The sequence below is a fragment of the Anabaena sp. CCY 9910 genome (assembly GCF_963920875.1).
Taxonomy (GTDB): Bacteria; Cyanobacteriota; Cyanobacteriia; order Cyanobacteriales; family Nostocaceae; genus Trichormus; species Trichormus variabilis.
The window spans coordinates 35,887-57,193 of record NZ_CAWUDJ010000018.1; the positions used below are offsets into that span (position 1 = coordinate 35,887).

Consider the following 21,307-nt stretch of genomic DNA (forward strand, 5'->3'; position numbering starts at 1 on the left):
ATCGCTTAAGTTAAAGTTGGAATACAATAATGTGTGCGATCGCACATGATTAAATAGAGAATTAATCGCCATCAACAAAATACTTATGAATTGGCTACCTACAATTGATTTATCCCACCTTTGGGATTTAGTTATTGCCCAAACTCCAACACCTACAGTCACACCTTCACCAGTGGTAAGTCCGGCGAAAAATATCAATGATATTGAACTACTCAAAAGCCAGTTAGAATTTCTCAAGGCTACAAATGGTCAACTAGGTGAAAGCTTTAACAGATTTGTTGCAGCAATGCAATTTACTTTAGTTGTATTTGCATTTTTAGGTGGATTTTTGGCATTTGTTGTAGGTAAAAATTTAGATGATGCAAAAAAATTAGCTAGTCAATTAATTAACCGAGAAGTAGAAAATAAAATTACAGATTTAGTCCAGGCTGAGATTGAGAGTGTCAAGCGTTCTTTGCAGCGCGAAAGAGTAATTGGTTCAACAGTTGTTGATTATTATTTACCGAGTGATGATACGACAGAACCTGATGATTGTAAGCTATTGAGAACCAGAGGCTTTGCTAAAGTCAGATTTTACAATCAAAAGCGCAAGCCTAAGAAGCCAGTAGGAGATATTTTAGTTTTAGATTTGATTAACTCCAAGCTATTGGAAGGGCAGGACTTTGTTGGATTATCAGATAAAGAAGCTGAAAACAAGCGGGAAGAAAAGGTAAAAACCCAAATTGATTCTATTTTGCCTTTGATGGAAAAAACCACGGTTCTAGTAATTTATGTGAAAGGAAGGTTTAGAGAAATTGATAATTTAGCTGCACAAGTTGATTACTATTATATTCCTGTAAACGCACCGATAAGTTTGCTGGGAATTGTTGCAGATTCGGCTTATGTAGCACATGGTCAACATAGTTCATAGCTATTGATAAGAAGACAGTTAACTACTATAGTATTTAACGTGTTTGATACTACCATCTTCTTTAATTGCTGTCACTTTGACTTTGATTGTTTGTTTTTCTCGTAAATTTTTGACTTGTTTAGGTTCCTTCTCATTGGGAATTAAAATATTTTCTACTTGATAGGAAACTTTATTGCCATTAATTTTGACTACTATAGCATTAAGTATTTGGTCAATTTCAAATTTTTGGGATGGATTTGTAATAGTCTGGCTTTTGGTTTCTGGAGTTGATTTTACTACAGGTGTAATTGCAGGTAAAACTTCGCCACTTTCAATTTTCTGCTTATAAAAGCGAATCAAGCGTGCCGACCAGCCAAGTATTGTTAACACTCTAGTAGCATCGTCTTGTTTGATGTCAAAGTATTGTTCACAGGCAGAGTGAATACTCTCATAATATTTAGGAATATTACCTGTATGCCCAACTTGTTTACCGTATTTGATTAGACAATCTAAATAGATAAATAAACTAGCTAATAAATTGTTGTTACTTTTACTTTCATCTTGATGAATTTTTGCATAAAGATAAGCAATAGTCTTTTCTAGCTCAGTCTTAATACCATCAGAATTAGATTTGGATTGACGATTGAGATTTATTTGTTCTTCAGCCAGAATCCGCGCTATATTATGCGCGATTTGTGATTCATATTCAGTTAGTGAATAAGTGCTTTCTTCGAGATAAGTTGTCATTAGTAATTTTCTGAAGGTTGACGAGTAGTAGGATAACTTAGAATTTGGCTTAATTGTTCTAACTGCGGCTTTTCAATCAACTTTTCATTATGTGCTGTTTGTATATGTCTAATAATAAATTGCTGCAATAATTCACCTTGTAATTTTTCCTCATCCGGATTAGAGAAAGACTTATAATGCTTACATAAATCATTTTGATTTTGTACTGCCTGAACTTCCGTGATTTTCGCTATCATTGTTCCCATACCAATGGGTTTTCCTGCTCCTAGTTTGAGTGCAAAAGGATAATTAGAGTCTTGTCCCAGAGCAATTAATAATGCTCCTAATTCTTTAGATTGAAGATTTTTAAAGTGTAACTGTGTAGAAAAAGTATAGTTCCGACTTGCTTGTTGGACGCGAATTCCATGCCTTTCACCTTTATCTAAGGCACGAACCATATGATAATAAAACTTACGTCCAGTAACATTACCTTCATGATAATATTTGCTTCCTTGAGGTTTTGGCGACCATAAAGCAGGCATATAACCAACACCAAAACCATTTGTGTTACAGTGTGCATCTCTGATGTTAATTAATCCTTGCCAACCCCAATTATCTCCTGATGCGCCAAAAACAACTCCCGCCGGACAAATTTCATTTCGTTTGCGAGCAGGTAAGCGATCAGATGGTTTATTTGTTTTTGGTTTTACGCCTAAGCGGCTATTAGTAATTGCTTCATAAATAGCGCGGAGACAACCCTTTAAAGAACTTCCTGGAATCAACAGTGTTTTATCTACTCCCTGCTCCATCGTTTTAATGAGAGGTATACCATTTTTATCAACATCACTACCCATCACAGCTACTCCAGTAGAAACGTGCAGCGCTGTCTGTACTTGTAGCTTGAGAAACAAAGTACCGTGCAAGCAATTGCTTAAGTATTTGTCGTGTCCAGGAGGGGTGCAAGCACTGGGTGGTTTATCGGGAAATCGAACAAGTTCGTATGGTGCGGGTGCGCGTTCATCTGAACTGTCATTATTATTAGAGCGATAAGAACTGTTAGTCATGGCAATTTTTCAGCGTTAAGGCGACAAAGTGAACCGTGGCTGTGTTCTTGTCTCGAAAATAGCGTTGAGCAATATTATTCACTACATCCGACTCCAACCCTTTAGGAAAGCGAGTTTCATCTTGAGAGTGTAGAAGTACACTTTGTTCCATTATTTCCCAATCGCGTTTGATAGGTTTAAAACCGGGTACTATTTCTTGGGAACTGAGAAGTAATATCTGATATTTTCCTTGTTTTTGTTGCCAACGTACTTCTAATCTGGAATTAAATAGCTGTCCTTGTGGGCTGGGGAAAGTTTCGTTAAGATTTTGTTGTAGGCGATCGCGTATATCATCTTCTAAGTTGGCAAACTTGTCGCTTCGTCGCTGCCAAAACCCTCCAACCCGATGCGCCCAACGCAAAAAGTAATAACTGGGGATGTCATACTTGGGCGGATTTGAGAGTCTTTCAAGTAATTTAACTAATTCTTCCGCCGATAGCGGTTGCTGATTTACCCCTACGAAGCACATAGCGCACCCCCATTTTGCAGCAAGTGACTCCAAGCCCCAACAGCTTTAGTAAATAAATCTCGGACACCATTCTCACTATCCCAACGCAGTTCTACACCGAATTTAAAATCCATTGCTGTTAAGACAACATTTTTTACTTCTTGTTTTTCTGTGTCGTTAGTTGGGAAATTATAGGGATTAGCATTATCACCTCGTAGAAACTTTCCAGCCCCTAAAAGATAAATTTTATCCCAAGGCGTTGAACTACCAAAGGAGTAAATTTTGTTGTTATCGCCTAATATGCAGCCAGGATACTGGACAACAGCACTGTTGTACTCTACACGCACTATACCCAAGCCCCGCGATTTGGCAAATCCAATACCAAACCAGCCAGCATTTAAGTCACGCAACACCAATGCAATTAAGCCCAACTGGGCGAGGGAAAAGTTTTTTAGGTGAATTTTGGTGTTAAACGCGCCAGCAGTGCAGACTTGATAATCAAAAGGCCCGTGTGCTACTGAACCAAAGACTCTATCAATGGCGACACCGTTACGTTCTTCAATTTTGAGTGGTACTGAAGTATCAGGATAGGCATCTTCAATGCGGAAACGGCTGGCGATCGCAATATTACCAAATATCTGATCTGTGAAGGATGATTCTTTGTAGATTCTCGGTGCAGATAATTTCTTTTTTACTCCTTGTTCAGCTTGAGGATTTTCATATAAATAATCATATTTATCAGTATCCAAAGGATTGTTCGCCCAAACCAGTTTTGTATTAGATGGTTTTTCATATTCAGGATGACCTACCGTTCTCACAATACGTTCAGCATGGGCGCGAATTGCACCTTTAAGGGAACTACCAGGTAAATAAATTATGGATTTACCATTGTGAAAAGTTTCGACAAATTCCATCTGGGGTTTAGTGGGGTCTGCACCTTCCCGACCAGATTTAATCAAAATAGGGCCATCTGGAATAATTGTTAGGTCAATTGTGCAGTGGTTAACAAATTGCTTGTGCATAATTCTATTGAGAAGAAGTTGCTGTAGTGTTGGTGCGTTTTTGAAGTTCGCTAGAAAGATGATTAATAAAAGCGTCAGCCCAAGCTTGTTTTAAAGATTGAGTATCAATATCAGGAGAAGTAGGATTAGAACTATTATTAATCAAAGATTTGAGATAATCTTGTACTTTCTTTGGGTCTGTTTGTGGTTTGTAAGTTTTATCTCGTTTATAATTCTCATCTCGAACATCAACCCATTTCATTTCTTCAATTATCAGCTTGACAACTCCTAAGCCGCGAGAACGTCCGCCACCAAGGGGAATTTGTTCTGTTTGAAATTGGTGCAAGCCAATCATTAACATTCCCAATTCCCATTCTTCGGCATTTTCAATTACTGCATGAAATATAAAAGGAGTCCCGGCTGGTACAACTTGAAAGTCATAAAGTTTGCCATCACCAGCAGTTTCTGTATCTCTATCAATCGCAACACCATCACGTTCTTGATACTGACCAAACCAATTTTCTTCAGGTTCACTGACTGTTAAATCACGAATTTGAAATTTACTAGCCAGCCAAGGTGAACCAAATAATGAAGATACTAAGTCAGTATTGTTGATAATATATTCGTGTAATTGAGCTTCTTTTTCTTGTGGCGTTAAATTTTTGATACGCTCTTTAACATTAGCCATTTCATCGGGAGGAATTGACCATTCTGTTTCCTGGGCTGGGTTAGCAGCAAAATCATGATGAATTCCCCGCAGAAAGCTTTCCAGGCGCGAACGTAATGCACCTTTTAAACTCGAACCAGGGATTAATGGTCTACCTAAAGCATCTTTGATAACTGGTAAATCCGAGCCAATTGGTTCAGCTGAACGTCCAGCACTGATTTTTAAAGCTGTAACCGTTTCGATAATACCGATAATTTCTAGACGATTTTTAAAGATTTCAAACATTTTATTCTAACTTTATTGCTAATTGACTTTTTGATTTGTATTGCGATAAGAATTATCTTTGTCAGGTTTAAGATATTTAAGGCGACGTGAACCGTAACCAAGATAACGGCGGGTTAATTCCAGCCAAACTATTTTAAATTTATCGCTATACTTTACTTTCTCGACTATTTCTTGTGCTTTATTTTTTAGTAAATTATCAATATCATCAATAATTTGTAGAGCAAGTGAATTTTTGCCTTCACCCCACTTATTATCTCGCCCTAATTGGTAGCGCAAAAAATTTTTGATAACTTCTGTGCTATCAGTTGTATCAGCAACGTGCATTAAATTTCGATATTGTGATTTTTCTAAATTTTTACATGAATTTTCATCCTTTAAAATTTTCTCGATGGCTATAACTAAATCATCTTCAACTTGACGAATTTCTTTTTGAATTTTGAGTTCTTTATGTTGTTTTTCTCTTTGCTGCTGGAATTTTTGTTGCTGTTCAGTCAAATCTGTCATACTGCATTCTCCCGAAATATTTGATGAAACTCGTTGCAAACTTCCACTTGTCCAAATCCTTCACAGGTGCGATCGCCTACACCCCGCAACTCTAAACTAGAGAGTGCATCCTTCCACAACTGTCGATTTTCAGTGCTAAATAAATAAACTGACCCTTTATTCGTGACAAGTTCAACATCTTTCATCAAACCCCAAGCACTATTCCAACCAGAAGTGTAACTATAACTACTGTAAGCTGTGTGGAGTTGTAAGCTAGGATCTTCCACATCTGCAAAATTCTTAAGCATTTCTGGCGAAATTACTGTAGTACGCTGCCAATCTTCAGTTAAAATTGCATCAGAATGCAAGTTAAGTGTAAAGAAAGTGCGTTTACTAGTTGGGTTAGGTGTGCGATCGCTTCTAGCGGGGCGTAGCCCATCGCCAAACGCTTCAGACCAATCTTGCCAGCGTTTATGTAATGCTTGATTAAATTGATCTATGCGACTAGAAATATCATCAGCAATTTGATTATTTTCAGCATTAATTTTTACTTTACCTAGCCCACGCGATACTGAACCACCGACCCGAAAAACTTCAGAGTTATTGTTGATAAAATACTTGAGTTTTTCAGCTAAAGAGTCATTAGGAACGTTAACATAACTGCGATAAACGTAATTAGCCCATTGCTTATTTTTACCCTCATTTGCAGCTATAAATGCTTCGTTGAGAACTTCGATACTGTATAAAATATCATCACTAGATGTAGCACGATAACGATTAATGCCCACCCGCGTTAACAAACGACTTGTAGCCGTATGAGTACAGTATTGCCCCTGATGTTTGCTATATAAAGAATTGTAGGTTTCAACTCGCGGGTCTACCCCTTGTTTGACTGCTTTCAAACTACTGGGGTCATAAGAATGCTGGAATTGTTCGGCACAAAACGAGTCAATTAATGTATCAAATACACCATGTCCTTTGGGTAAGAAGCCAGGATTGGCTTTGGAACTAACAGCAGTTGCAGGTAAAACTTTGATAGTGTTATCTACTACTTGATGCTTGCTCTCCACTTTAGCAACTGCGGGGTAGGCATTTTGGAAAATAGCTGGATTTTCTGCTAAAAATAAATCTGCGAAGTCACCGCCGTTAGTTGCCAGATTTTCGAGTTCCCTACCAGCACGTTGTAGGATATGTTTAGCGATCGCACCACGCAACACTGAACCTGGAATATATCTTTCCACTTCATTGATAGAACCGCCGGGTTTTTGTTTACCAATTGCCAAGGGTGACAATGCTTTGATGGTCAGTTCAATTCGCTTCATGCAGCACCACCAACTGAAACTTGACGATTTGCTAGATACTCCTTAGCATCCAAATTTGACCATATCGGATCATCATTAGATAATGTCGGTAAATTCTGCCAATGCAACCATCCCAAACCTGTTGATTTACTGCCTCCTAAAGCGTAGATGCGTCGTAAAGCAGCAAAAATCAAAGGCTTTGCTAAGTCTGGACTGTCAGAAGGAAAGCGGGGCTGTAGGTAAATCTTACCCTTAAACTCTAACTGGGCATTTGCAGGCGACGTTTCTAATAAATAGAGTTTGTTTTCTTCAGCCGTGCGACGACGACGGTTGATAGTCACACCAGGACGAAAAACTTCTGCTAGTTCCTCAACTGGTGTTGTACAGATAAAATCATCCACCATCACACGGGATGGTAAGATTGGGTCGCCAAAGATTTGCGATACAACGCAGTGGTAGCCTTTGTAGCCTGTAACTTGATATATTTCTTGAAATTGACTCCACACTTGGCTTTTATTTGGACAAAGTTCTGTGGCTACAGGTGCATAAAAAATCTGCCAACCTAAAGCCCTTGCCAGTTTTTCGCATTCGTGACGCAGCCTACCTTTAATTTGAGAACCCGGAATTAAAAGTTGTCCTTGGGCGTTGCGGACAATGGGTTTATCTGCAAGTGAACCAGATGAACCACCAGCACCAACACACAAAGCTGTATCAATAATTGCATTTATTTCCCAGTATTTCGATTCTCCTTGGGAAAGTGTACTCAGGTCAATCATTGCTTGACTCCTTGTTCTAGTTGTTCTCCTTGGTTCGCTGGTGTTGGCTCATCTTCTACTAAAAATGGGTATAAATCTACTAAGTCACGCCAAAGAGTTTCATAGATAGTTTTTTCTGATTCTGCATCAGTTTCTTTTGGCTTTCTAGACATCCAAGGAGCAAGATTACCGTGATTATTTTCATCTTTTGGTTGACACCATGCCTGCTCAAAGTGCTTTTCTAGTTCAGGCTGTCCTTGTTGTAGTCTGACTCGGAAGTAACGATAGTTGAGGATAGCAGTATGTTTACCTCGCTCTAACAAGCTGCGAATTTGATATAGTTGTGATTTAGGAAATTTGGCTTTTTTAAGTGCTTCCACAGTCTGTAATAACCCTCCCAATTCATGAAGGGTATAAGGTGAAGCATATAGTTTAAGATTGCCTTTTGTTAATCCTTGCTCGCGGAACTCTTTGACATCTGAAGCAATCATTGTTACGGCTTTTAATACTAAAAAGTCAACCGTTCCACCATAATAGTCATAGCTTTTGAGTTCTTTGGCAAGTTTCTTCGATGATTTTAGAAGTTGCTCGGTGAGTTCTTGTGCGTAATAAATCGGTGTATTGTCAGCAGTTATTAAAACACCTGCCGACATACTTAATTCACATTGAAATGTATACTCAGATGGTTTTTCTCCTTGATAGCGGTGGACTTTTTCAGGGTCGTAGGGTATGTTAATTCTAAATCCTGGTGATTTTAATATTTCTCGCTCAAATTCTTCACCAATAGTTTTAGCAACATCTAAGGCTTTATCCGCAGGGACAATTAATAAAACATCATCGCCACCAATCGTAATAATTTCAAAAGGATAAATCCAATCACCATTTCGGTGGGCGTTATCTGGGTCAATGAGATTCTTGAGTTCGCGCGGTTTAAGATGTTTTTCTAGCGCGATGTAAACAGCATTTAGCGTTGCATTTAAAACTTGTTCACTAAACTCGCGGTATTTTTCTGGTGTGCGGATGTGCTGGCGGAGGTAGCCACCCATATTGTTACCATCCGCATAGATATAGCCAACAAAACCACGAAGTTTACTGACATTACCTATTTCACGCAAAGAAAAAGCCTCTGTTACTTGTTCACGTTCTGTGATTTGATAATATTGGCGATCGCTTCCTGATTGTTGTAAAAATTCGTGAAATCTTGTCACCCAACTAGGAAAATAACCAGGACTCCATAGTTCTTCCTTCCCTGACTGTCTGCGGAATCGAAAATTTTTGTACCATCGCCGTCGTTGCTGGCGATCGCGTTTGCTACGCTGTCCAACAATGACCTTGCGTGCTAAAGCGTCGGAAAAACTAGGCGTTCCTGGTAAATCTGTTTTTGCTACAGCTGCGCGATTGTCAGCTCCATCTCGTTGTAAGTAGGGATGAGTTTCAAACATCGGCGGGTAAGAACGAGTCAGACGTTTTGTTGGTGATGCGTTTCCGTTACGACGGTGGGTAAATTGGTTAGCAAGTTTTCCCACAAGTTCGTTAAAATTCTTGCGTAGCCAAAATTTCTTGTTTAAGTCTGATTCATTTGATTGGTTAAAATAAGCTTGAATAATAAGATTATTTTCTTGTTTTTGTTTGTATTCCTCAAGCCAAAGTGTATTTTCAATTGGGTCTTGTAGTAACCCAAAGCGTAATTCTAAAAGCCTGAAAGTATCACCAACAGCACAGGAATTAGCGGTTAGAGTTTCATGAGTGTAGCGTTTTTCAATTGCATTGGCGAGTTTGTCAGTCAATACAGCAGGACAGAAAGCAAGAACACTACCACCTGTAGAGTAGATAATCAATTCGGGAATTAAGGCTTGTCTTAAGTCAGAAAATCCATTTTTATTAAGCCAGTTTTTTAGTCTGTGCGATCGCCCACCCTCTCCAAAAAAACCAGGGATATCATCAAGATTTATGCGATCCAGTAACGCCGATGCACCACGAATATCGTTAAGTTTAGCAGCTTCAAACACGTATTGTCTGATTTTCGTAGCTCCCCCGTATACCAAACCAATGCGCCGGCTTTCATCCCAAAGGTCTGGATAATCTTTCTTTAAGTCTTCCAGTGTTTCTGGTTCATAGTCATTAGGAATATCATAGAGTCGCTGTGCTTGTTTAACAACAGATTTGATACTCTCCGGTACGTCCTGCTCATCTTTAATTGCCTGTCGTATTTGATGCAACGTACTGGTTTCATCCTGATTGAGATTGTGACTTTTGTCCCAAGTGAGACACCAGGCGATCGCAGTAATTATGCGCGTGCGAGAATCGTCATTCATGTTATTAAATGAGGCATGGAGGGGTTATTGGCTACGTGTCAGTACTGCTTTGCTGACATAACAGACTGTGTTACTAAGTGATATTTTTATCTTCTAACTGTTTAGACTAACTTATACTAAGGCTCCCGTCAAAACAAAAATATTCTTTTGTGAGAGATTGTTAAATAATTGCCTTTAGGAATAAATTTAATCAACTTATAAACTTAAATATTAAGTTGTGTATTTTATTTATATCTAATATTGCTATATACAAGGCAAAAATTAATATTTTTAAACCATGCTAATAAAGTTTTTATGGTTGAATTAAATAATTGTTTTGATGATTATCATGTCACGAAAATAAATTCTATTGGAGTAAATAGTATGAATGGACAAACAATTTATCAGTACTTAAGTAACCTTGATTTATTAATTGGTATTTTGACCATACTTTTGTCAATGGCTATTGGAGCATTCACAACTTATAAAGTCCTAAATATTCTTTTAAAAAGAGAAAAAATCTTCTTTAATAACTTACAAAGAAAAATTAAAGTATTTTATCCGCCTTATGAAAACAAGAAAGAGATGGAGGTTGAATTTGAAGAAATTAAAAACAATCGTTTATTTAATGCAGATTTTAAGACGTGTGATATTCGTAAAATTAATAATATAGATGCAAAAAGCCTTGTTAGAGGCTATTTATAAAGTAAATCTAAAAGAGAGGATAAATGAGTGACGACAAGTATAAGATACCTCATAGACAGTGTATTTACATAGTTGCTCATGGCGCGAAAGTCTTACCCTACAGACTTAACTGATATGGAGTGGGAAATCCTGTCTCCCTTGATTCCACCAGCTAAAGAGGGAGGGCATCCACGCACAACAGATATGCGTGAAATATGCAATGCCATCTATTATCATTTGAAAACGGGATGCCAATGGAATATGCTTCCGGGTGACTTCCCGCCAAGTTCGACGGTATACAGCTATTATCGCAAGTGGCAGCGCAAGGGAGTTTGGGAAAAATTAAACCATACATTGCGTGGTCAAGTTCGCTTAAAACTAGGTAAATCAACACAACCTACGGCGATCGCCGCAGATAGTCAGTCGGTAAAAACGGCTGAAAAAAGGGGGATGTGTACGGCTTTGATGGAGCTAAAAAGGTAAAAGGAAGAAAGCGACAAACCATAGTTGATAGCCAGGGATTGTTGTTGAAAGTCATTGTTAGTGAAGGAAATGCCCCAGAAAGAGTACTTGCTGCCTATGCTTTGATGGAGTTACTAGAAGAACGCCCAGAATTACTGGAAAAAGTGGAAGTTTTATGGGTCGATTCCGGTTATGACGGTGATAAATTTGCGCTTTGTGTCTGGTTAATGATTCAAGCTCATGTTGAGGTAATACGGCGTACTGAACAAGAATGGAAAGTTTTGCCGAAACGTTGGGTAGTAGAAAGAACATTCGGTTGGTTAAACCAGTACCATCGTCTCAGTAAGGATTATGAGCATCTGCCAGAAATGAGTGAAACTGCCATATACGCTGTTATGACTCGTATTATGTTACGCCGTCTTGTTGTCTAAAGATTTACTTTATAAATAGTCTCTTATTATCGGGTATGGCTCTGATTTTAGTTACTTTGAATCTGTATATCTTAAAGCAACACAATATAAAATACCTATAATTATTTATACTTATGGTGATAGTAGAGCATTAGAAAGCAAACATTGGGACTTGTTAAATAGATATCAGTGGTACTCTGTTTGTAACACTCCTATTCGACTAATTTCTGACATTTTCACTATTCTCTCTACTTTTATCTATGAAGATAGATAAGATGTTACGTCAACAGTAACAGCATTAGTATTAATTTCACATATTTGGCTGACTCTGCTCAAGAACGGAAACAAGCGATCGCCCGCACCAAAAAACTTTCCCCATAGGGGGATGAAATCGCCTAAAATATTCAACATAATATTGAGTCAAACCAAGCGATGCCACGAGCAGCCACAACAACCAAACGCAAGCCTAGAGCTAAATCAGCGCCAACATCTCCAGTCCCCACTTGGGCAGATGAGACAGAATTGGTAGGCTTGGTGTTTGACTTAGAGGCAACAGACTCAGCTTCTCTCTACTCACAGTACACCATCGGACTTCATGCTTGGTTTCTGCATCAAGTGCAGCAAGTTGACCCAGACCTTTCGGCTTATCTTCATGATGGAGAATCGGAAAAACCCTTCAATATCTCAGCATTAGAGGGACAACTGCTACCTAGTGGTAAGCAATTAAGGTTAGAAGCAAAGCAAACATATCACTGGCATATCAATGCACTGTCTCAAAGAGTGGCATTGTTCCTCAAAGAATGGTTGACGAACTTACCGAAAACTATTGAGTTAAGTGGCACACCTCTACAGATAAAACAAGTGAGTATCGCTCATGCACCAACAACTTATGCACAGTTATTGCAACCATCAACGCAACCATCATTAGTCAATCTGAGCTTTGTCTCACCTACCAGTTTTCGGCGCAAAGGTCATCATTTCCCTCTACCAGTACCAGAAAATCTGTTTCATAGTTACTTGCGGCGATGGAATGACTTTTCCAATATGCCAGTAAATCAAGAGAATTTTTTGGAATGGATAGACGAAAACGTGATCATTCATCAACATCGTTTGCAGTCAGAGAAAGTAGCAGCAGGGAAGCGGGGGTCAGTCACAGGTTTTACAGGTGCAATATCTTTAGGTTTGAGCCGGGCAGGGTTAGCTAATGCAGACTTTACCAAATTATTTTATGCTTTGGTGCAGTTAGCGCCCTATTGCGGCACAGGACATAAAACGACATTTGGTTTAGGGCAAACACGTTTAGACTGGGTAGAGCAGAAGCCAACTACATCCGCTCAGTTGTTGGAGAATATATTGGCAGAAAGGATCGAGGAACTGACAGAAATATTCACAGCACAACGTAAACGCAAGGGTGGCGATCGCACTGATAAAATCGCCGCTACCTGGGCCACTGTTTTGGCTCGTCGAGAAATGGGAGAATCACTCCAGGCGATCGCTGATGATTTAGAGATGCGTGAATCTACTGTCAAAACTTATGTAAAATTAGCACGGAAAGCCTTAAAGCCAAATGAAGTAAGCACATCAGCAAATCAAGCTATCGACAAGAGAAAGAAATAATCGTATAATGAGAGTATTAGCTTGATGATTGACGAATCAAAGCGGGGTCAAAAACCCTGAGGACTCGCCAAAATTGCCAGAACCTAGACAATACAATAATTACAGTGTTTCAATGTGTGGGAAAGTTGCAAATTACTAGCAATAAGACCGTCTGAAAATGACCTGATTTTGAGACTCGTCAAAATGCTTCCCAGGAAGTTTGCCCCGTAACAGTTTCAGCACCGGGCAGTTTCCAAAGCCTATTACCCCGCAAGGGGACTGAAACCAACTGCTTCTGCCATTTTGAGGATCTGGCGAAACCGTTTCCAAAGCCTATTACCCCGCAAGGGGACTGAAACAGAAAAAGTAAGCCCCAAGAGAGTCACAAGAATATGTTTCCAAAGCCTATTACCCCGCAAGGGGACTGAAACTCTTAGCGATCGCATAGCCTAGCCAAAATAGAACAAGTTTCCAAAGCCTATTACCCCGCAAGGGGACTGAAACGTGCTACTTGTTGGTTAGCTACCTGAGTCCCGGCACAGTTTCCAAAGCCTATTACCCCGCAAGGGGACTGAAACATTCCTTAAAGCCATAGTCATAGGAGTTGTCGCGCCGTTTCCAAAGCCTATTACCCCGCAAGGGGACTGAAACTCCAACTTTGGCGATGTGTCAATGCTGGCGGAAGGAGTTTCCAAAGCCTATTACCCCGCAAGGGGACTGAAACACAATGGTGTCATACATCACCTCTTGTTCCTCTATGTTTCCAAAGCCTATTACCCCGTAAGGGGACTAAAACGCTTCAATATCTCATGCCACTTATCAGTGTTATGGAAAATGGGAGAATCACTCAAGCGATCGCTAATGATTTAAATATGCCACCGTTGACTGTTAAAAGCTTATGTAAAATTAGCTCGAAAAGCTCTCAAGCAAGACAATCTTCAAAAAGTAAAGATGAGCAGCAGAAAAAGTTGAAGAAGAGGAACAGAAGTATCTTTTGTCTTAGTAAATTGATGTCTACAGAGAGAGAGGTAACTTTTCACCGCTACCAGCTAGTATTCCACGTTCCATGCACTTACTGTGAGTAGTGCAGCCTACGCTTTACAGTTTTATCCTGACAGCACAACGCTACGCGAACGCTTAGTGCGTAGCGTGTCGCTTTCTAATAAGAGTAAACTTGGCGTTTAAGTATTATTCATTAGCCATAACCCAAGGTTGATTTTGTTGAATCAACTGGTTAATTACCTCTGGTTTTACCGGACTGTAATAGCAGAAAATAACGGCATTATGCACTGGTGCAGTTTCATATGACTGCATATTACCATTTCCAACTAAAACCATCTTTTGAGGTACAAACACCTCATAGCTAACTAACTTCCATTCGTGTTCGGGGTGGTTTTTGTAACCAGCAGTCCACACTATAGGCTCAATCTCAGTAATGGCATCATCGACTCCGACGCAAACCTCCATTCCCCCCGTCAGTTCATATCCTGGTGCATTAAAGCTAGGAAAAGTCTGGATGGATGTTAAAAGTGTGTAGCCTCTTAGTTCTTTAAATGCTTCTAATTCTTGTAGGTTCATCTGTGATCTCCAAAATTTGTTGTTTCTCCAGGAAAAATACACCAGTATCCACCACCAACTGCAAGATTACTTCTCTTGAGTGTTTTACCTATCCTTTTAGCAATCTTGTAACAATCAGCAACACTATTAGCCCAGTGAGCATCCCCTAATTTTGCTGCCTCTATTCCAGAAATAGCTCTACTCTGCAAAGGCTTCGCTGTACCCACCAATCTAGCAGAATTGTTAATTTGTCCATTGGCATTTGCTGCATAATACTTCCCGTTTCTGGTAGATCGCCAAATATAGTAAGCAGTACTACCTACGATAGCAACCCCAATCAGTACACATCCTACCCCAGCCGTGCCTGCACAAAAAGCTGCGGGTGCAAGTACCGCAGGATTTGCACTCACTGGACGCGGTGGTAAAACAGTCGTAGACAGAACCATGCTTGTTCCTATGGCCACAATTTGGCGAGAAGTTATTTTTGACTTGGATGTCAGCATACTTTAATAGTTTTGATCATTAAGTTGCAGTAAAAAACGACCAGATTTAGAGCTTTGGTTTATGTATTTCCCTCTAGTTTTTCTTGAGTACTTCTGCATCCTAACAAAAGTGGGCATATTTGTACCATTCATGGGTCAATATTGGGATAAATTATAGGGGTAATCCTTTTTTGTGCCAATTCTGGGGCAGATTTGGAAAAATAGCAGCACTTAAAGTAGCAATATGAATGCAGTAGAATTAAACCCCAGAAAGGATGAAATGCCCAGAAAGGATGAAAGGTTAGCTATTCCCTCGCTTGGCGAGTATGACAATGACTTACTCACTGTGGATGCGTGGGTGAGTGGTCGTACTAAGGTTGTCCAGGCACAGTCTCTTTTATGTAGCCAACTTCAGGAGCGAGACACATTGATTAGGCAGAGGGTGGAGTATTTAGCTAAGAAACGAGGTATCAGCTTTGATGAGATGTGGGAGCAAATTCTTAATGGCACTGCTCAAAAAATTACTCCTGGTGAGAGTGAAGGATTAGAGTATAAAGCAGGGGACAATAGCTAGTTGATAAAAGGGGAAAATTTCTCATAGCACCCACACAGGGCAAAAAGTATCAACTATTTAACCCCCACTTCTTTTTACCCAGAAGCAGGGGTGATTTTTTCATAAGCGATCGCTTACCTTCTAAAGGGTATGTGAGTTCGACGAATTGAAAAAAACCCTCTCCTCTGCAAGAATCAGCATTTTTTATAGTTTGATAGTGTAAACTTCTAAGAATAACAATTAAACCAACGTTCCCAATAGTCTTGTTTTTTTGTCAATTTCGCTATAACTCGGTTGTAGTTAGCAAACCAGCCTTCCCAATAATCGCTAGGTACTTTAACGCAACCATCGCAAGTGGGACAACCAGCTTTACATTGAGGTACGGTGTGGACGCTATCAACGCAATTTGTACACAGTTCTTGGTCAATCCAGTGCTGTCCGTTTTCAGCGATCTTAATTGCACCAGTGGGGCATACAGACGAACAGAGCTTGCAGGAAATACATTGGCTGGTGATGGTGTAAGCCATGATTATTCTCCTTGTTGATTGGGGATTGGAGATTGGAGATTGGGTATTGGGTATTGGGTATTGGGTATTGGGTAATTTACCTAGTCCCCAGTCCCCAGTCCCTAGTCCCTAGCCCTTATTCCATTGCTCGTAAAACTCTAAAGCAACCTTCTCAATCACGTCGTAAGCTTCAACAGTCTGTATACCGGCTTGGAGCAGTTTTTCTTTGGGAGATTCGCCAATCTTGGAAACCAAAACTGCTTTACAATCTGCGATAGTTTTAACAATATTGTCAAATGTGGCTTCTTCGCCGTATCCACCTTGACAATAATGATCAACCTTGCGGTGACTGACAAAGCGAACTTCACTACCATCTACTTCGTAAACCTGAAATTCCTTGGCATGGCCGAAGTGTTGGTTAACTAATCCGCCGCCTTTGGTTGCTATTGCAACTAAGATTTTAGGATTGCTAGCTGTTTTTTCTTTGCCAGCTAGTACTTTTTCTTTGGCTGCTTTTAGTTCTACTCTAAATTTCTCAATACCTTCGTGGACTTCTTGACGTTTGTCGAAGTCGTATTCTGGAGCCATTTCTAAGAATTTATCTTTGGTAAATTCCTGGCTGCGGTCTTCTCCTAACAAGCCTACAGCGTCAGCACGGCACTGGCGGCAATGGCGCATCATTTTCATGTTGCCAGAACATTGGTCTTGCACTGACTTCAGTTCTTTTTGTGAAGGTCCCCGTTGACCAGTTAAGCCAAAGTGTGTGCCGTGTTCTGGTGCAGAAATCAAAGGCATAATGTTGTGCAGGAATGCACCTTGTTCCCGAATCATCTTGTTGACTTCAACCAGATGCTGGTCGTTAATGCCGGGAATCATCACAGAATTAACTTTGCACAAGATATCAGCTTCTCTGAGAGCTTGTAAGCCTTCCATCTGCTTTTCCAAGAGAATTCTCGCGCCTTCCGCACCTCTATAACGTCTGCGCTTGTAGTGAACCCAAGAATAAATCTGTGCGCCGATTTCTGGGTCAATAGTATTTAGGGTAATAGTAACGTGGTCAATATTTAGTTGTTTAATGCGATCGACATATTCCGGCAGCATCAAACCGTTGGTTGATAGACACAGCTTAATATCTGGCGCTTTGTCTGCAATCAATTCAAAGGTGCGGAAAGTCTTTTCTGGGTTCGCCAGAGGATCGCCAGGGCCAGCAATTCCCAAAACTGTCATTTGGGGAATTTTCCCTGCAATTACTAAGACTTTGTGTGCTGCTTCTTCTGGTGTGAGTAATTCACTAACTACGCCTGGACGGCTTTCGTTCGCGCAGTCATATTTTCGGTTGCAGTAGTTGCATTGAATGTTGCAAGCAGGTGCAACAGCAACGTGCATTCTCGCGTAATGGTGGTGAGCTTCTTCGCTGTAGCAGGGATGTTTAGCAATACGTTCTTGGAGCTTTTCGTCCATTTCCACGGTGGTGCTGGTGTCGCATCCGCAACCACCTGATTTTGCTTTTGTAGGTGTCGATTCAGTAACGGAAGAGCCTGTAACTGGTGGTGTCATTGAATTTCGCAAATGTCGGTGGACTAGCTGCCACTGTGGGAGATGCCGTTGCTGATTGTGTTTGCCCGAAGAATTGAAGTCGCGTCTGCCACATTGCCTGTAGCGGCTTCGCTGAGTAGGGCAGGCTATGAAGTCCTTGGTTTTGGCTGGTGTGTGTCAACTGGGTGTCTTGGTAGAATGTGGATGCAGCCGCGACCTCTATTCACAAAGGCATAGTGCTATCTCATCCCTCCACTCACTTTTTGCTTGCGTTTTATGTAGAAGCGTTAAGTGATTGGCGATATAAGATTTATAGCAGTCGTCTTCGACTATTACAGTTTGTATCTCTGGAATAGAATTTATTGGATTTATTACAGTTATACTCAAAATCTCAAATGATGATTTCAAGGACGTTTTGAGAATTTTTAAAATTTTTTCCAGGTAGGGGTTCTAGTATTTTCTAGTTGGGGTACGAGTATTTATGGAAAGGGGTTCAGGATCTGATTGTACTCATTTGTAACCCAACTACAGCAAGTATTCAAGGGCTGTTTGGGCTAATTGTTAACTATACAATTTTGTACTCATTCTCTCCTGAAATCTTGCTGAAAGTCATTATTTGCAAGGGATTTGGGAGGGAAAAACTGGAGTAGATTACGTTGTACTACTCCAGATACGTGCGAAATTCAATTCTGTATCCAACATATCATTTTTTTTCAGGTAAAAATGTAATTCATATTTTTTTAATGTTTTATTTGAAATGATATTCAATTAAGGTTGTAAGGCTTAATAGATAAGCTATACAAGCTCTTATTTTAGGCATCATTAATGCAGATTGTTTTCAATAAATTTAATATTTATTATCTTTTTTTTCTAGGTTAAAATACTCTTATAATCAAAATTGTTAATTCTGGAAATATATTCTGCGGATGTGGTAATGGGTCATTGGTCATTGGTTATTGAGAATAAGTACTTACCCATGACCTATAGGACTACCATGACCATGAGCCGGTGGGCATTGCCTACAGATCCTGAGAGTTGTTTAGAAATCAATTTCAGATTCCTATATGACTATAAGAATCTGATTTGATTTTTGAAATACAAGTAGGTGGGCATTGCTCTACGGATACTTAGAGATTTTTAATGGTCAAATTATATTCCTATAGATTACTTCAATAAATAACTAGTAAATCATATTAATTTAGTCAGTTTATAATCCTCAAACCTAACTGCTTATCCATCATTTTATGGAGTTTTTATATAGTGCTAACACATAAAAATTATCAAGCATTTGGTATCGCTTAATGTGATTAATCAGAGTTAGCGTCATATTTGTCACTTTTTCTTCACATTTATTGATGACAATCTGAATCTGTGACTCAAAAGCAGTCATTTTTTTATGCCCATATAAATAACTACCCAATATCTTTCATGGCCAACTAAAGAGTGTAATCCCATTTGCGTCCTAAATTTCCTTTGGATTCAGTGCAAACAACTATGAGGAAGCAATGTGAGTAGACATACAGATTACAGTTCGCTAGAGCAAATACAGACGACTGGTGCAGCTGCACCCAAGCCATTATTAACACTATCAGACGCGGTTGCTCTCATTGTCGGGATTGTCATTGGTGCAGGTATTTTTCAAACCCCTGCGCTGGTAGCTAGCCAAGCAGGCAGTGATATTGCTGTACTGTTATTGTGGCTAGCTGGTGGTCTAGTATCTATCGTCGGTGCATTGTGTTACGCAGAGTTGGCGACGACTTACCCTAATGTTGGTGGAGTCTACTATTACTTAAAGCGAGCATTTGGACAAAAAATTGCCTTTCTATTTGCCTGGGCAAGACTGACAGTGATTCAAACTGGTTCTATTGCCCTGCTTGCATTTGTCTTTGGTGATTACGCCTCGGAAATTTTGCGGCTCGGCACATTTTCATCATCTGTGTATGCCACAGTGGTGATTGTGCTGTTAACAATCTTGAATATAGTGGGTTTGCAACAGGGAAAGTGGACGCAAAACTTACTAACGGTAGCCAAAGTCCTGGGTTTGCTGCTAGTGGTAGTATTCGGATTGGGTGCCACTGCCAATTCTGTAGCTCCGATAGAATCTACTCCTCCAGGGAGCTGGGGACTAGCAATGGTGTTTGTGCTACTTTCCTATGGTGGTTGGAATGAGGCGGCGTATATTTCCGCAGAGATACAAAATAGACAACGGAATATAGTGCGATCGCTAGTGTGGAGTATTGGCATTATCACCGCAATTTACCTGCTAATCAATCTAGCTTACCTACGAGGTTTGGGATTAGCTAACATGGCGGAATCATCGGCAGTCGCGGCAGATTTAATGCGTACTATTTGGGGTACACCAGGAGCTTTATTTATTAGCGTCTTGATTGCCATTTGTACTCTAGGGGCAATCAACGCCACTATTTTTACTGGCGCACGTACTAACTATGCCTTAGGACAAGATTTCACTCTGTTTGGCTTCATGGGTAGCTGGCGACAACTCCCCAGTACTCCTGGGACTGCCTTATTAGTCCAAGGGGCGATCGCTCTCGCCTTAGTGCTATTAGGTACATTCACCCGTAAAGGGTTTGAAACAATGGTGGACTATACCGCACCCGTGTTTTGGTTTTTCTTTCTACTTTCTGGCATATCACTACTAATATTGCGCCGGAAGGAACCACATATACTGCGCCCATTCCGTGTGCCTTTTTATCCTGTTACCCCACTACTCTTTTGTGCTGTTTGTGGCTACCTACTATATTCCAGTGTGGTTTATACAAACGTGGGTGCTGTAGTCGGTGTTTTGGTGGTGATAGCAGGTGTCCCCATATTGTTCTGGAATCGCTACCGCCAAGGTAAGGCTTAGAAATTCACAATTAACTAGGAGAAATTATGAAGTTGCAAAAGATTTTACTATCGGTTGTTACAGGTGTTAGTGTTGTGAGCCTGGGATTAGCTGGCTGTACGCCACAACAAACCGATTTGGAAGCACAGACAGAAACTAATGCACCTACTTTAACAGGTCAAACTGAAACTCAAGCACAAGCTCCAACAACCCAACCGCAAGAACGCCCTGCGGATGTGCCTTATGTGCCGACACCACAGGTTGTAGTAGATGCCATGTTGCAAGTGGCACAGGTAGGTAAAAATGACGTACTTTACGACTTAGGTAGTGGTGATGGACGCATTGTCAATACAGCCGCCCAAAAATTTGGCACACGGGGTACTGGTATAGATATTAATCCCGAACGGATTCAAGAAGCTAACGAAAATGCTCAGAAAGCAGGAGTCAGCGATCGCGTAAAATTTGTTCAGCAAGACTTATTTAAGACCGATTTTAGTGACGCTACTGTAGTTACTCTCTACCTTCTACCCGATATCAATCTCAAATTGCGTCCCATCCTTCTTAAACAACTTAAACCTGGTACTCGCATTGTCTCCCACGCTTTTGATATGGGTGAATGGAAGCCAGAGAAGACATTACAAGTAGATGGCAGAACTATCTACTATTGGGTTGTTCCAGAACAAGTCCCAGCTAATTTACGTCAATAAGGTAGAACTTGCCCATG

The 21,307-nt window shown here is 40.1% G+C and carries 22 protein-coding genes and 1 CRISPR repeat array; of the genes, 8 read left to right on the top strand and 14 right to left on the bottom strand.

The annotated features are described in order from the left end of the window. The first annotated feature begins 85 nt into the window (after positions 1-85). Positions 86-910, top strand: coding sequence for a hypothetical protein (locus tag ACM5QX_RS15040; protein WP_414754254.1), 825 nt, complete (start codon positions 86-88; stop codon positions 908-910). Between the two features lie 18 nt (positions 911-928). Here ACM5QX_RS15040 and ACM5QX_RS15045 read toward each other — a convergent pair whose 3' ends face one another. From ACM5QX_RS15045 to cas10, 9 genes are read right to left on the bottom strand one after another with little or no spacing between them, the layout of a single operon-like run. Next, on the bottom strand, positions 929-1,636 hold the full coding sequence (locus ACM5QX_RS15045) for a hypothetical protein (RefSeq protein ID WP_414754255.1): 708 nt from the start codon (positions 1,634-1,636) through the stop codon (positions 929-931). Beyond that, the gene (locus ACM5QX_RS15050; RefSeq protein WP_414754256.1) at positions 1,636-2,679 is read right to left on the bottom strand and encodes an RAMP superfamily CRISPR-associated protein; all 1,044 of its coding nucleotides are present in this window, start codon (positions 2,677-2,679) and stop codon (positions 1,636-1,638) included. The genes ACM5QX_RS15045 and ACM5QX_RS15050 overlap by 1 nt, the downstream gene beginning before the upstream one ends. Beyond that, complete coding sequence (locus ACM5QX_RS15055) at positions 2,672-3,187, bottom strand: hypothetical protein (RefSeq protein ID WP_414754257.1); 516 nt, start codon at positions 3,185-3,187, stop codon at positions 2,672-2,674. Before ACM5QX_RS15055 ends, ACM5QX_RS15050 begins: the two co-directional genes overlap by 8 nt. After that, on the bottom strand, positions 3,175-4,188 hold the full coding sequence (locus ACM5QX_RS15060; RefSeq protein ID WP_414754259.1) for an RAMP superfamily CRISPR-associated protein: 1,014 nt from the start codon (positions 4,186-4,188) through the stop codon (positions 3,175-3,177). Before ACM5QX_RS15060 ends, ACM5QX_RS15055 begins: the two co-directional genes overlap by 13 nt. 4 nt (positions 4,189-4,192) lie before the next feature. Beyond that, a complete protein-coding gene (csx7, locus tag ACM5QX_RS15065) occupies positions 4,193-5,119 on the bottom strand; it encodes a CRISPR-associated RAMP protein Csx7 (protein ID WP_414754260.1) in 927 nt (308 codons plus the stop codon). Between the two features lie 18 nt (positions 5,120-5,137). After that, entirely contained in the window at positions 5,138-5,623 is a 486-nt protein-coding gene (locus ACM5QX_RS15070) for a hypothetical protein (RefSeq protein WP_414754261.1), read from the bottom strand. Continuing rightward, positions 5,620-6,924, bottom strand: a complete 1,305-nt coding sequence (gene csx10, locus ACM5QX_RS15075) for a CRISPR-associated RAMP protein Csx10 (RefSeq protein ID WP_414754262.1) — start codon at positions 6,922-6,924, stop codon at positions 5,620-5,622. The genes ACM5QX_RS15070 and csx10 overlap by 4 nt, the downstream gene beginning before the upstream one ends. Continuing rightward, positions 6,921-7,679 (bottom strand): RAMP superfamily CRISPR-associated protein, encoded by a 759-nt coding sequence (locus tag ACM5QX_RS15080; RefSeq protein WP_414754263.1) that lies wholly within the window; start codon positions 7,677-7,679, stop codon positions 6,921-6,923. The genes csx10 and ACM5QX_RS15080 overlap by 4 nt, the downstream gene beginning before the upstream one ends. Beyond that, on the bottom strand, positions 7,676-9,973 hold the full coding sequence (gene cas10, locus ACM5QX_RS15085; protein WP_414754264.1) for a type III-B CRISPR-associated protein Cas10/Cmr2: 2,298 nt from the start codon (positions 9,971-9,973) through the stop codon (positions 7,676-7,678). Before cas10 ends, ACM5QX_RS15080 begins: the two co-directional genes overlap by 4 nt. Positions 9,974-10,336: 363 nt before the next feature. Here cas10 and ACM5QX_RS15090 point away from each other — a divergent pair, with 363 nt between their 5' ends. Then, the gene (locus tag ACM5QX_RS15090; protein ID WP_414754266.1) at positions 10,337-10,657 is read left to right on the top strand and encodes a hypothetical protein; all 321 of its coding nucleotides are present in this window, start codon (positions 10,337-10,339) and stop codon (positions 10,655-10,657) included. A 78-nt stretch (positions 10,658-10,735) separates the two neighbouring features. Then, positions 10,736-11,529, top strand: a protein-coding gene (locus ACM5QX_RS15095; RefSeq protein WP_414754267.1) for an IS5 family transposase whose coding sequence is annotated in 2 segments (ribosomal slippage) — positions 10,736-11,075 and positions 11,075-11,529 — 795 coding nt in all. Because the reading frame shifts where the segments join, the coding sequence is not laid out codon by codon here. 237 nt (positions 11,530-11,766) lie between these two features. Here the strand turns inward: ACM5QX_RS15095 and ACM5QX_RS15100 are convergent. Next, positions 11,767-11,919, bottom strand: a complete 153-nt coding sequence (locus ACM5QX_RS15100; protein WP_414754268.1) for a hypothetical protein — start codon at positions 11,917-11,919, stop codon at positions 11,767-11,769. A 21-nt stretch (positions 11,920-11,940) separates the two neighbouring features. Between ACM5QX_RS15100 and cas6 the strand changes: the two genes are divergently transcribed. Beyond that, on the top strand, positions 11,941-13,125 hold the full coding sequence (cas6, locus tag ACM5QX_RS15105) for a CRISPR-associated endoribonuclease Cas6 (protein WP_414754269.1): 1,185 nt from the start codon (positions 11,941-11,943) through the stop codon (positions 13,123-13,125). Positions 13,126-13,353: 228 nt separating this feature from the next. Continuing rightward, positions 13,354-13,900: direct repeats of the CRISPR family, unit length 37 nt; unit sequence GTTTCCAAAGCCTATTACCCCGCAAGGGGACTGAAAC. Between the two features lie 13 nt (positions 13,901-13,913). Then, a complete protein-coding gene (locus ACM5QX_RS15110; protein WP_414754270.1) occupies positions 13,914-14,189 on the top strand; it encodes a hypothetical protein in 276 nt (91 codons plus the stop codon). Between the two features lie 103 nt (positions 14,190-14,292). Here the strand turns inward: ACM5QX_RS15110 and ACM5QX_RS15115 are convergent, their stop codons facing one another. Together ACM5QX_RS15115 and ACM5QX_RS15120 are read right to left on the bottom strand one after the other, a co-directional pair. Then, positions 14,293-14,682: a hypothetical protein gene (locus ACM5QX_RS15115; protein WP_414754271.1), complete on the bottom strand. Its 390-nt coding sequence runs from the start codon at positions 14,680-14,682 to the stop codon at positions 14,293-14,295. Beyond that, on the bottom strand, positions 14,679-15,164 hold the full coding sequence (locus ACM5QX_RS15120) for a hypothetical protein (RefSeq protein ID WP_414754272.1): 486 nt from the start codon (positions 15,162-15,164) through the stop codon (positions 14,679-14,681). Before ACM5QX_RS15120 ends, ACM5QX_RS15115 begins: the two co-directional genes overlap by 4 nt. Positions 15,165-15,387: 223 nt before the next feature. Between ACM5QX_RS15120 and ACM5QX_RS15125 the strand changes: the two genes are divergently transcribed. Then, on the top strand, positions 15,388-15,717 hold the full coding sequence (locus tag ACM5QX_RS15125; protein ID WP_414754273.1) for a hypothetical protein: 330 nt from the start codon (positions 15,388-15,390) through the stop codon (positions 15,715-15,717). Between the two features lie 206 nt (positions 15,718-15,923). Here ACM5QX_RS15125 and ACM5QX_RS15130 read toward each other — a convergent pair whose 3' ends face one another. Together ACM5QX_RS15130 and nifB are read right to left on the bottom strand one after the other, a co-directional pair. Further along, positions 15,924-16,223 carry a DUF362 domain-containing protein gene (locus ACM5QX_RS15130; protein WP_414754274.1) on the bottom strand — a complete coding sequence of 100 codons (300 nt, stop codon included), beginning with the start codon at positions 16,221-16,223 and terminating at the stop codon, positions 15,924-15,926. A 108-nt stretch (positions 16,224-16,331) separates the two neighbouring features. Further along, complete coding sequence (gene nifB / locus ACM5QX_RS15135) at positions 16,332-17,759, bottom strand: nitrogenase cofactor biosynthesis protein NifB (RefSeq protein ID WP_190572910.1); 1,428 nt, start codon at positions 17,757-17,759, stop codon at positions 16,332-16,334. A 1,486-nt stretch (positions 17,760-19,245) separates the two neighbouring features. Here nifB and ACM5QX_RS15140 point away from each other — a divergent pair. Next, the gene (locus tag ACM5QX_RS15140) at positions 19,246-20,604 is read left to right on the top strand and encodes an APC family permease (RefSeq protein WP_414754275.1); all 1,359 of its coding nucleotides are present in this window, start codon (positions 19,246-19,248) and stop codon (positions 20,602-20,604) included. Between the two features lie 26 nt (positions 20,605-20,630). Beyond that, complete coding sequence (locus ACM5QX_RS15145; protein ID WP_011320604.1) at positions 20,631-21,290, top strand: methyltransferase domain-containing protein; 660 nt, start codon at positions 20,631-20,633, stop codon at positions 21,288-21,290. Positions 21,291-21,307: the final 17 nt, after the last annotated feature.

What these genes read in the sequence shown, in the direction of transcription:
- ACM5QX_RS15040 (WP_414754254.1), top strand. Translation starts at nt 86, where the DNA reads ATGAATTGGCTACCTACAATTGATTTATCCCACCTTTGGGATTTAGTT.
- ACM5QX_RS15045 (WP_414754255.1), bottom strand. Translation starts at nt 1,636, where the DNA reads ATGACAACTTATCTCGAAGAAAGCACTTATTCACTAACTGAATATGAA.
- ACM5QX_RS15050 (WP_414754256.1), bottom strand. Translation starts at nt 2,679, where the DNA reads ATGACTAACAGTTCTTATCGCTCTAATAATAATGACAGTTCAGATGAA.
- ACM5QX_RS15055 (WP_414754257.1), bottom strand. Translation starts at nt 3,187, where the DNA reads ATGTGCTTCGTAGGGGTAAATCAGCAACCGCTATCGGCGGAAGAATTA.
- ACM5QX_RS15060 (WP_414754259.1), bottom strand. Translation starts at nt 4,188, where the DNA reads ATGCACAAGCAATTTGTTAACCACTGCACAATTGACCTAACAATTATT.
- csx7 (WP_414754260.1), bottom strand. Translation starts at nt 5,119, where the DNA reads ATGTTTGAAATCTTTAAAAATCGTCTAGAAATTATCGGTATTATCGAA.
- ACM5QX_RS15070 (WP_414754261.1), bottom strand. Translation starts at nt 5,623, where the DNA reads ATGACAGATTTGACTGAACAGCAACAAAAATTCCAGCAGCAAAGAGAA.
- csx10 (WP_414754262.1), bottom strand. Translation starts at nt 6,924, where the DNA reads ATGAAGCGAATTGAACTGACCATCAAAGCATTGTCACCCTTGGCAATT.
- ACM5QX_RS15080 (WP_414754263.1), bottom strand. Translation starts at nt 7,679, where the DNA reads ATGATTGACCTGAGTACACTTTCCCAAGGAGAATCGAAATACTGGGAA.
- cas10 (WP_414754264.1), bottom strand. Translation starts at nt 9,973, where the DNA reads ATGAATGACGATTCTCGCACGCGCATAATTACTGCGATCGCCTGGTGT.
- ACM5QX_RS15090 (WP_414754266.1), top strand. Translation starts at nt 10,337, where the DNA reads ATGAATGGACAAACAATTTATCAGTACTTAAGTAACCTTGATTTATTA.
- ACM5QX_RS15100 (WP_414754268.1), bottom strand. Translation starts at nt 11,919, where the DNA reads ATGTTGAATATTTTAGGCGATTTCATCCCCCTATGGGGAAAGTTTTTT.
- cas6 (WP_414754269.1), top strand. Translation starts at nt 11,941, where the DNA reads ATGCCACGAGCAGCCACAACAACCAAACGCAAGCCTAGAGCTAAATCA.
- ACM5QX_RS15110 (WP_414754270.1), top strand. Translation starts at nt 13,914, where the DNA reads ATGCCACTTATCAGTGTTATGGAAAATGGGAGAATCACTCAAGCGATC.
- ACM5QX_RS15115 (WP_414754271.1), bottom strand. Translation starts at nt 14,682, where the DNA reads ATGAACCTACAAGAATTAGAAGCATTTAAAGAACTAAGAGGCTACACA.
- ACM5QX_RS15120 (WP_414754272.1), bottom strand. Translation starts at nt 15,164, where the DNA reads ATGCTGACATCCAAGTCAAAAATAACTTCTCGCCAAATTGTGGCCATA.
- ACM5QX_RS15125 (WP_414754273.1), top strand. Translation starts at nt 15,388, where the DNA reads ATGAATGCAGTAGAATTAAACCCCAGAAAGGATGAAATGCCCAGAAAG.
- ACM5QX_RS15130 (WP_414754274.1), bottom strand. Translation starts at nt 16,223, where the DNA reads ATGGCTTACACCATCACCAGCCAATGTATTTCCTGCAAGCTCTGTTCG.
- nifB (WP_190572910.1), bottom strand. Translation starts at nt 17,759, where the DNA reads ATGACACCACCAGTTACAGGCTCTTCCGTTACTGAATCGACACCTACA.
- ACM5QX_RS15145 (WP_011320604.1), top strand. Translation starts at nt 20,631, where the DNA reads ATGAAGTTGCAAAAGATTTTACTATCGGTTGTTACAGGTGTTAGTGTT.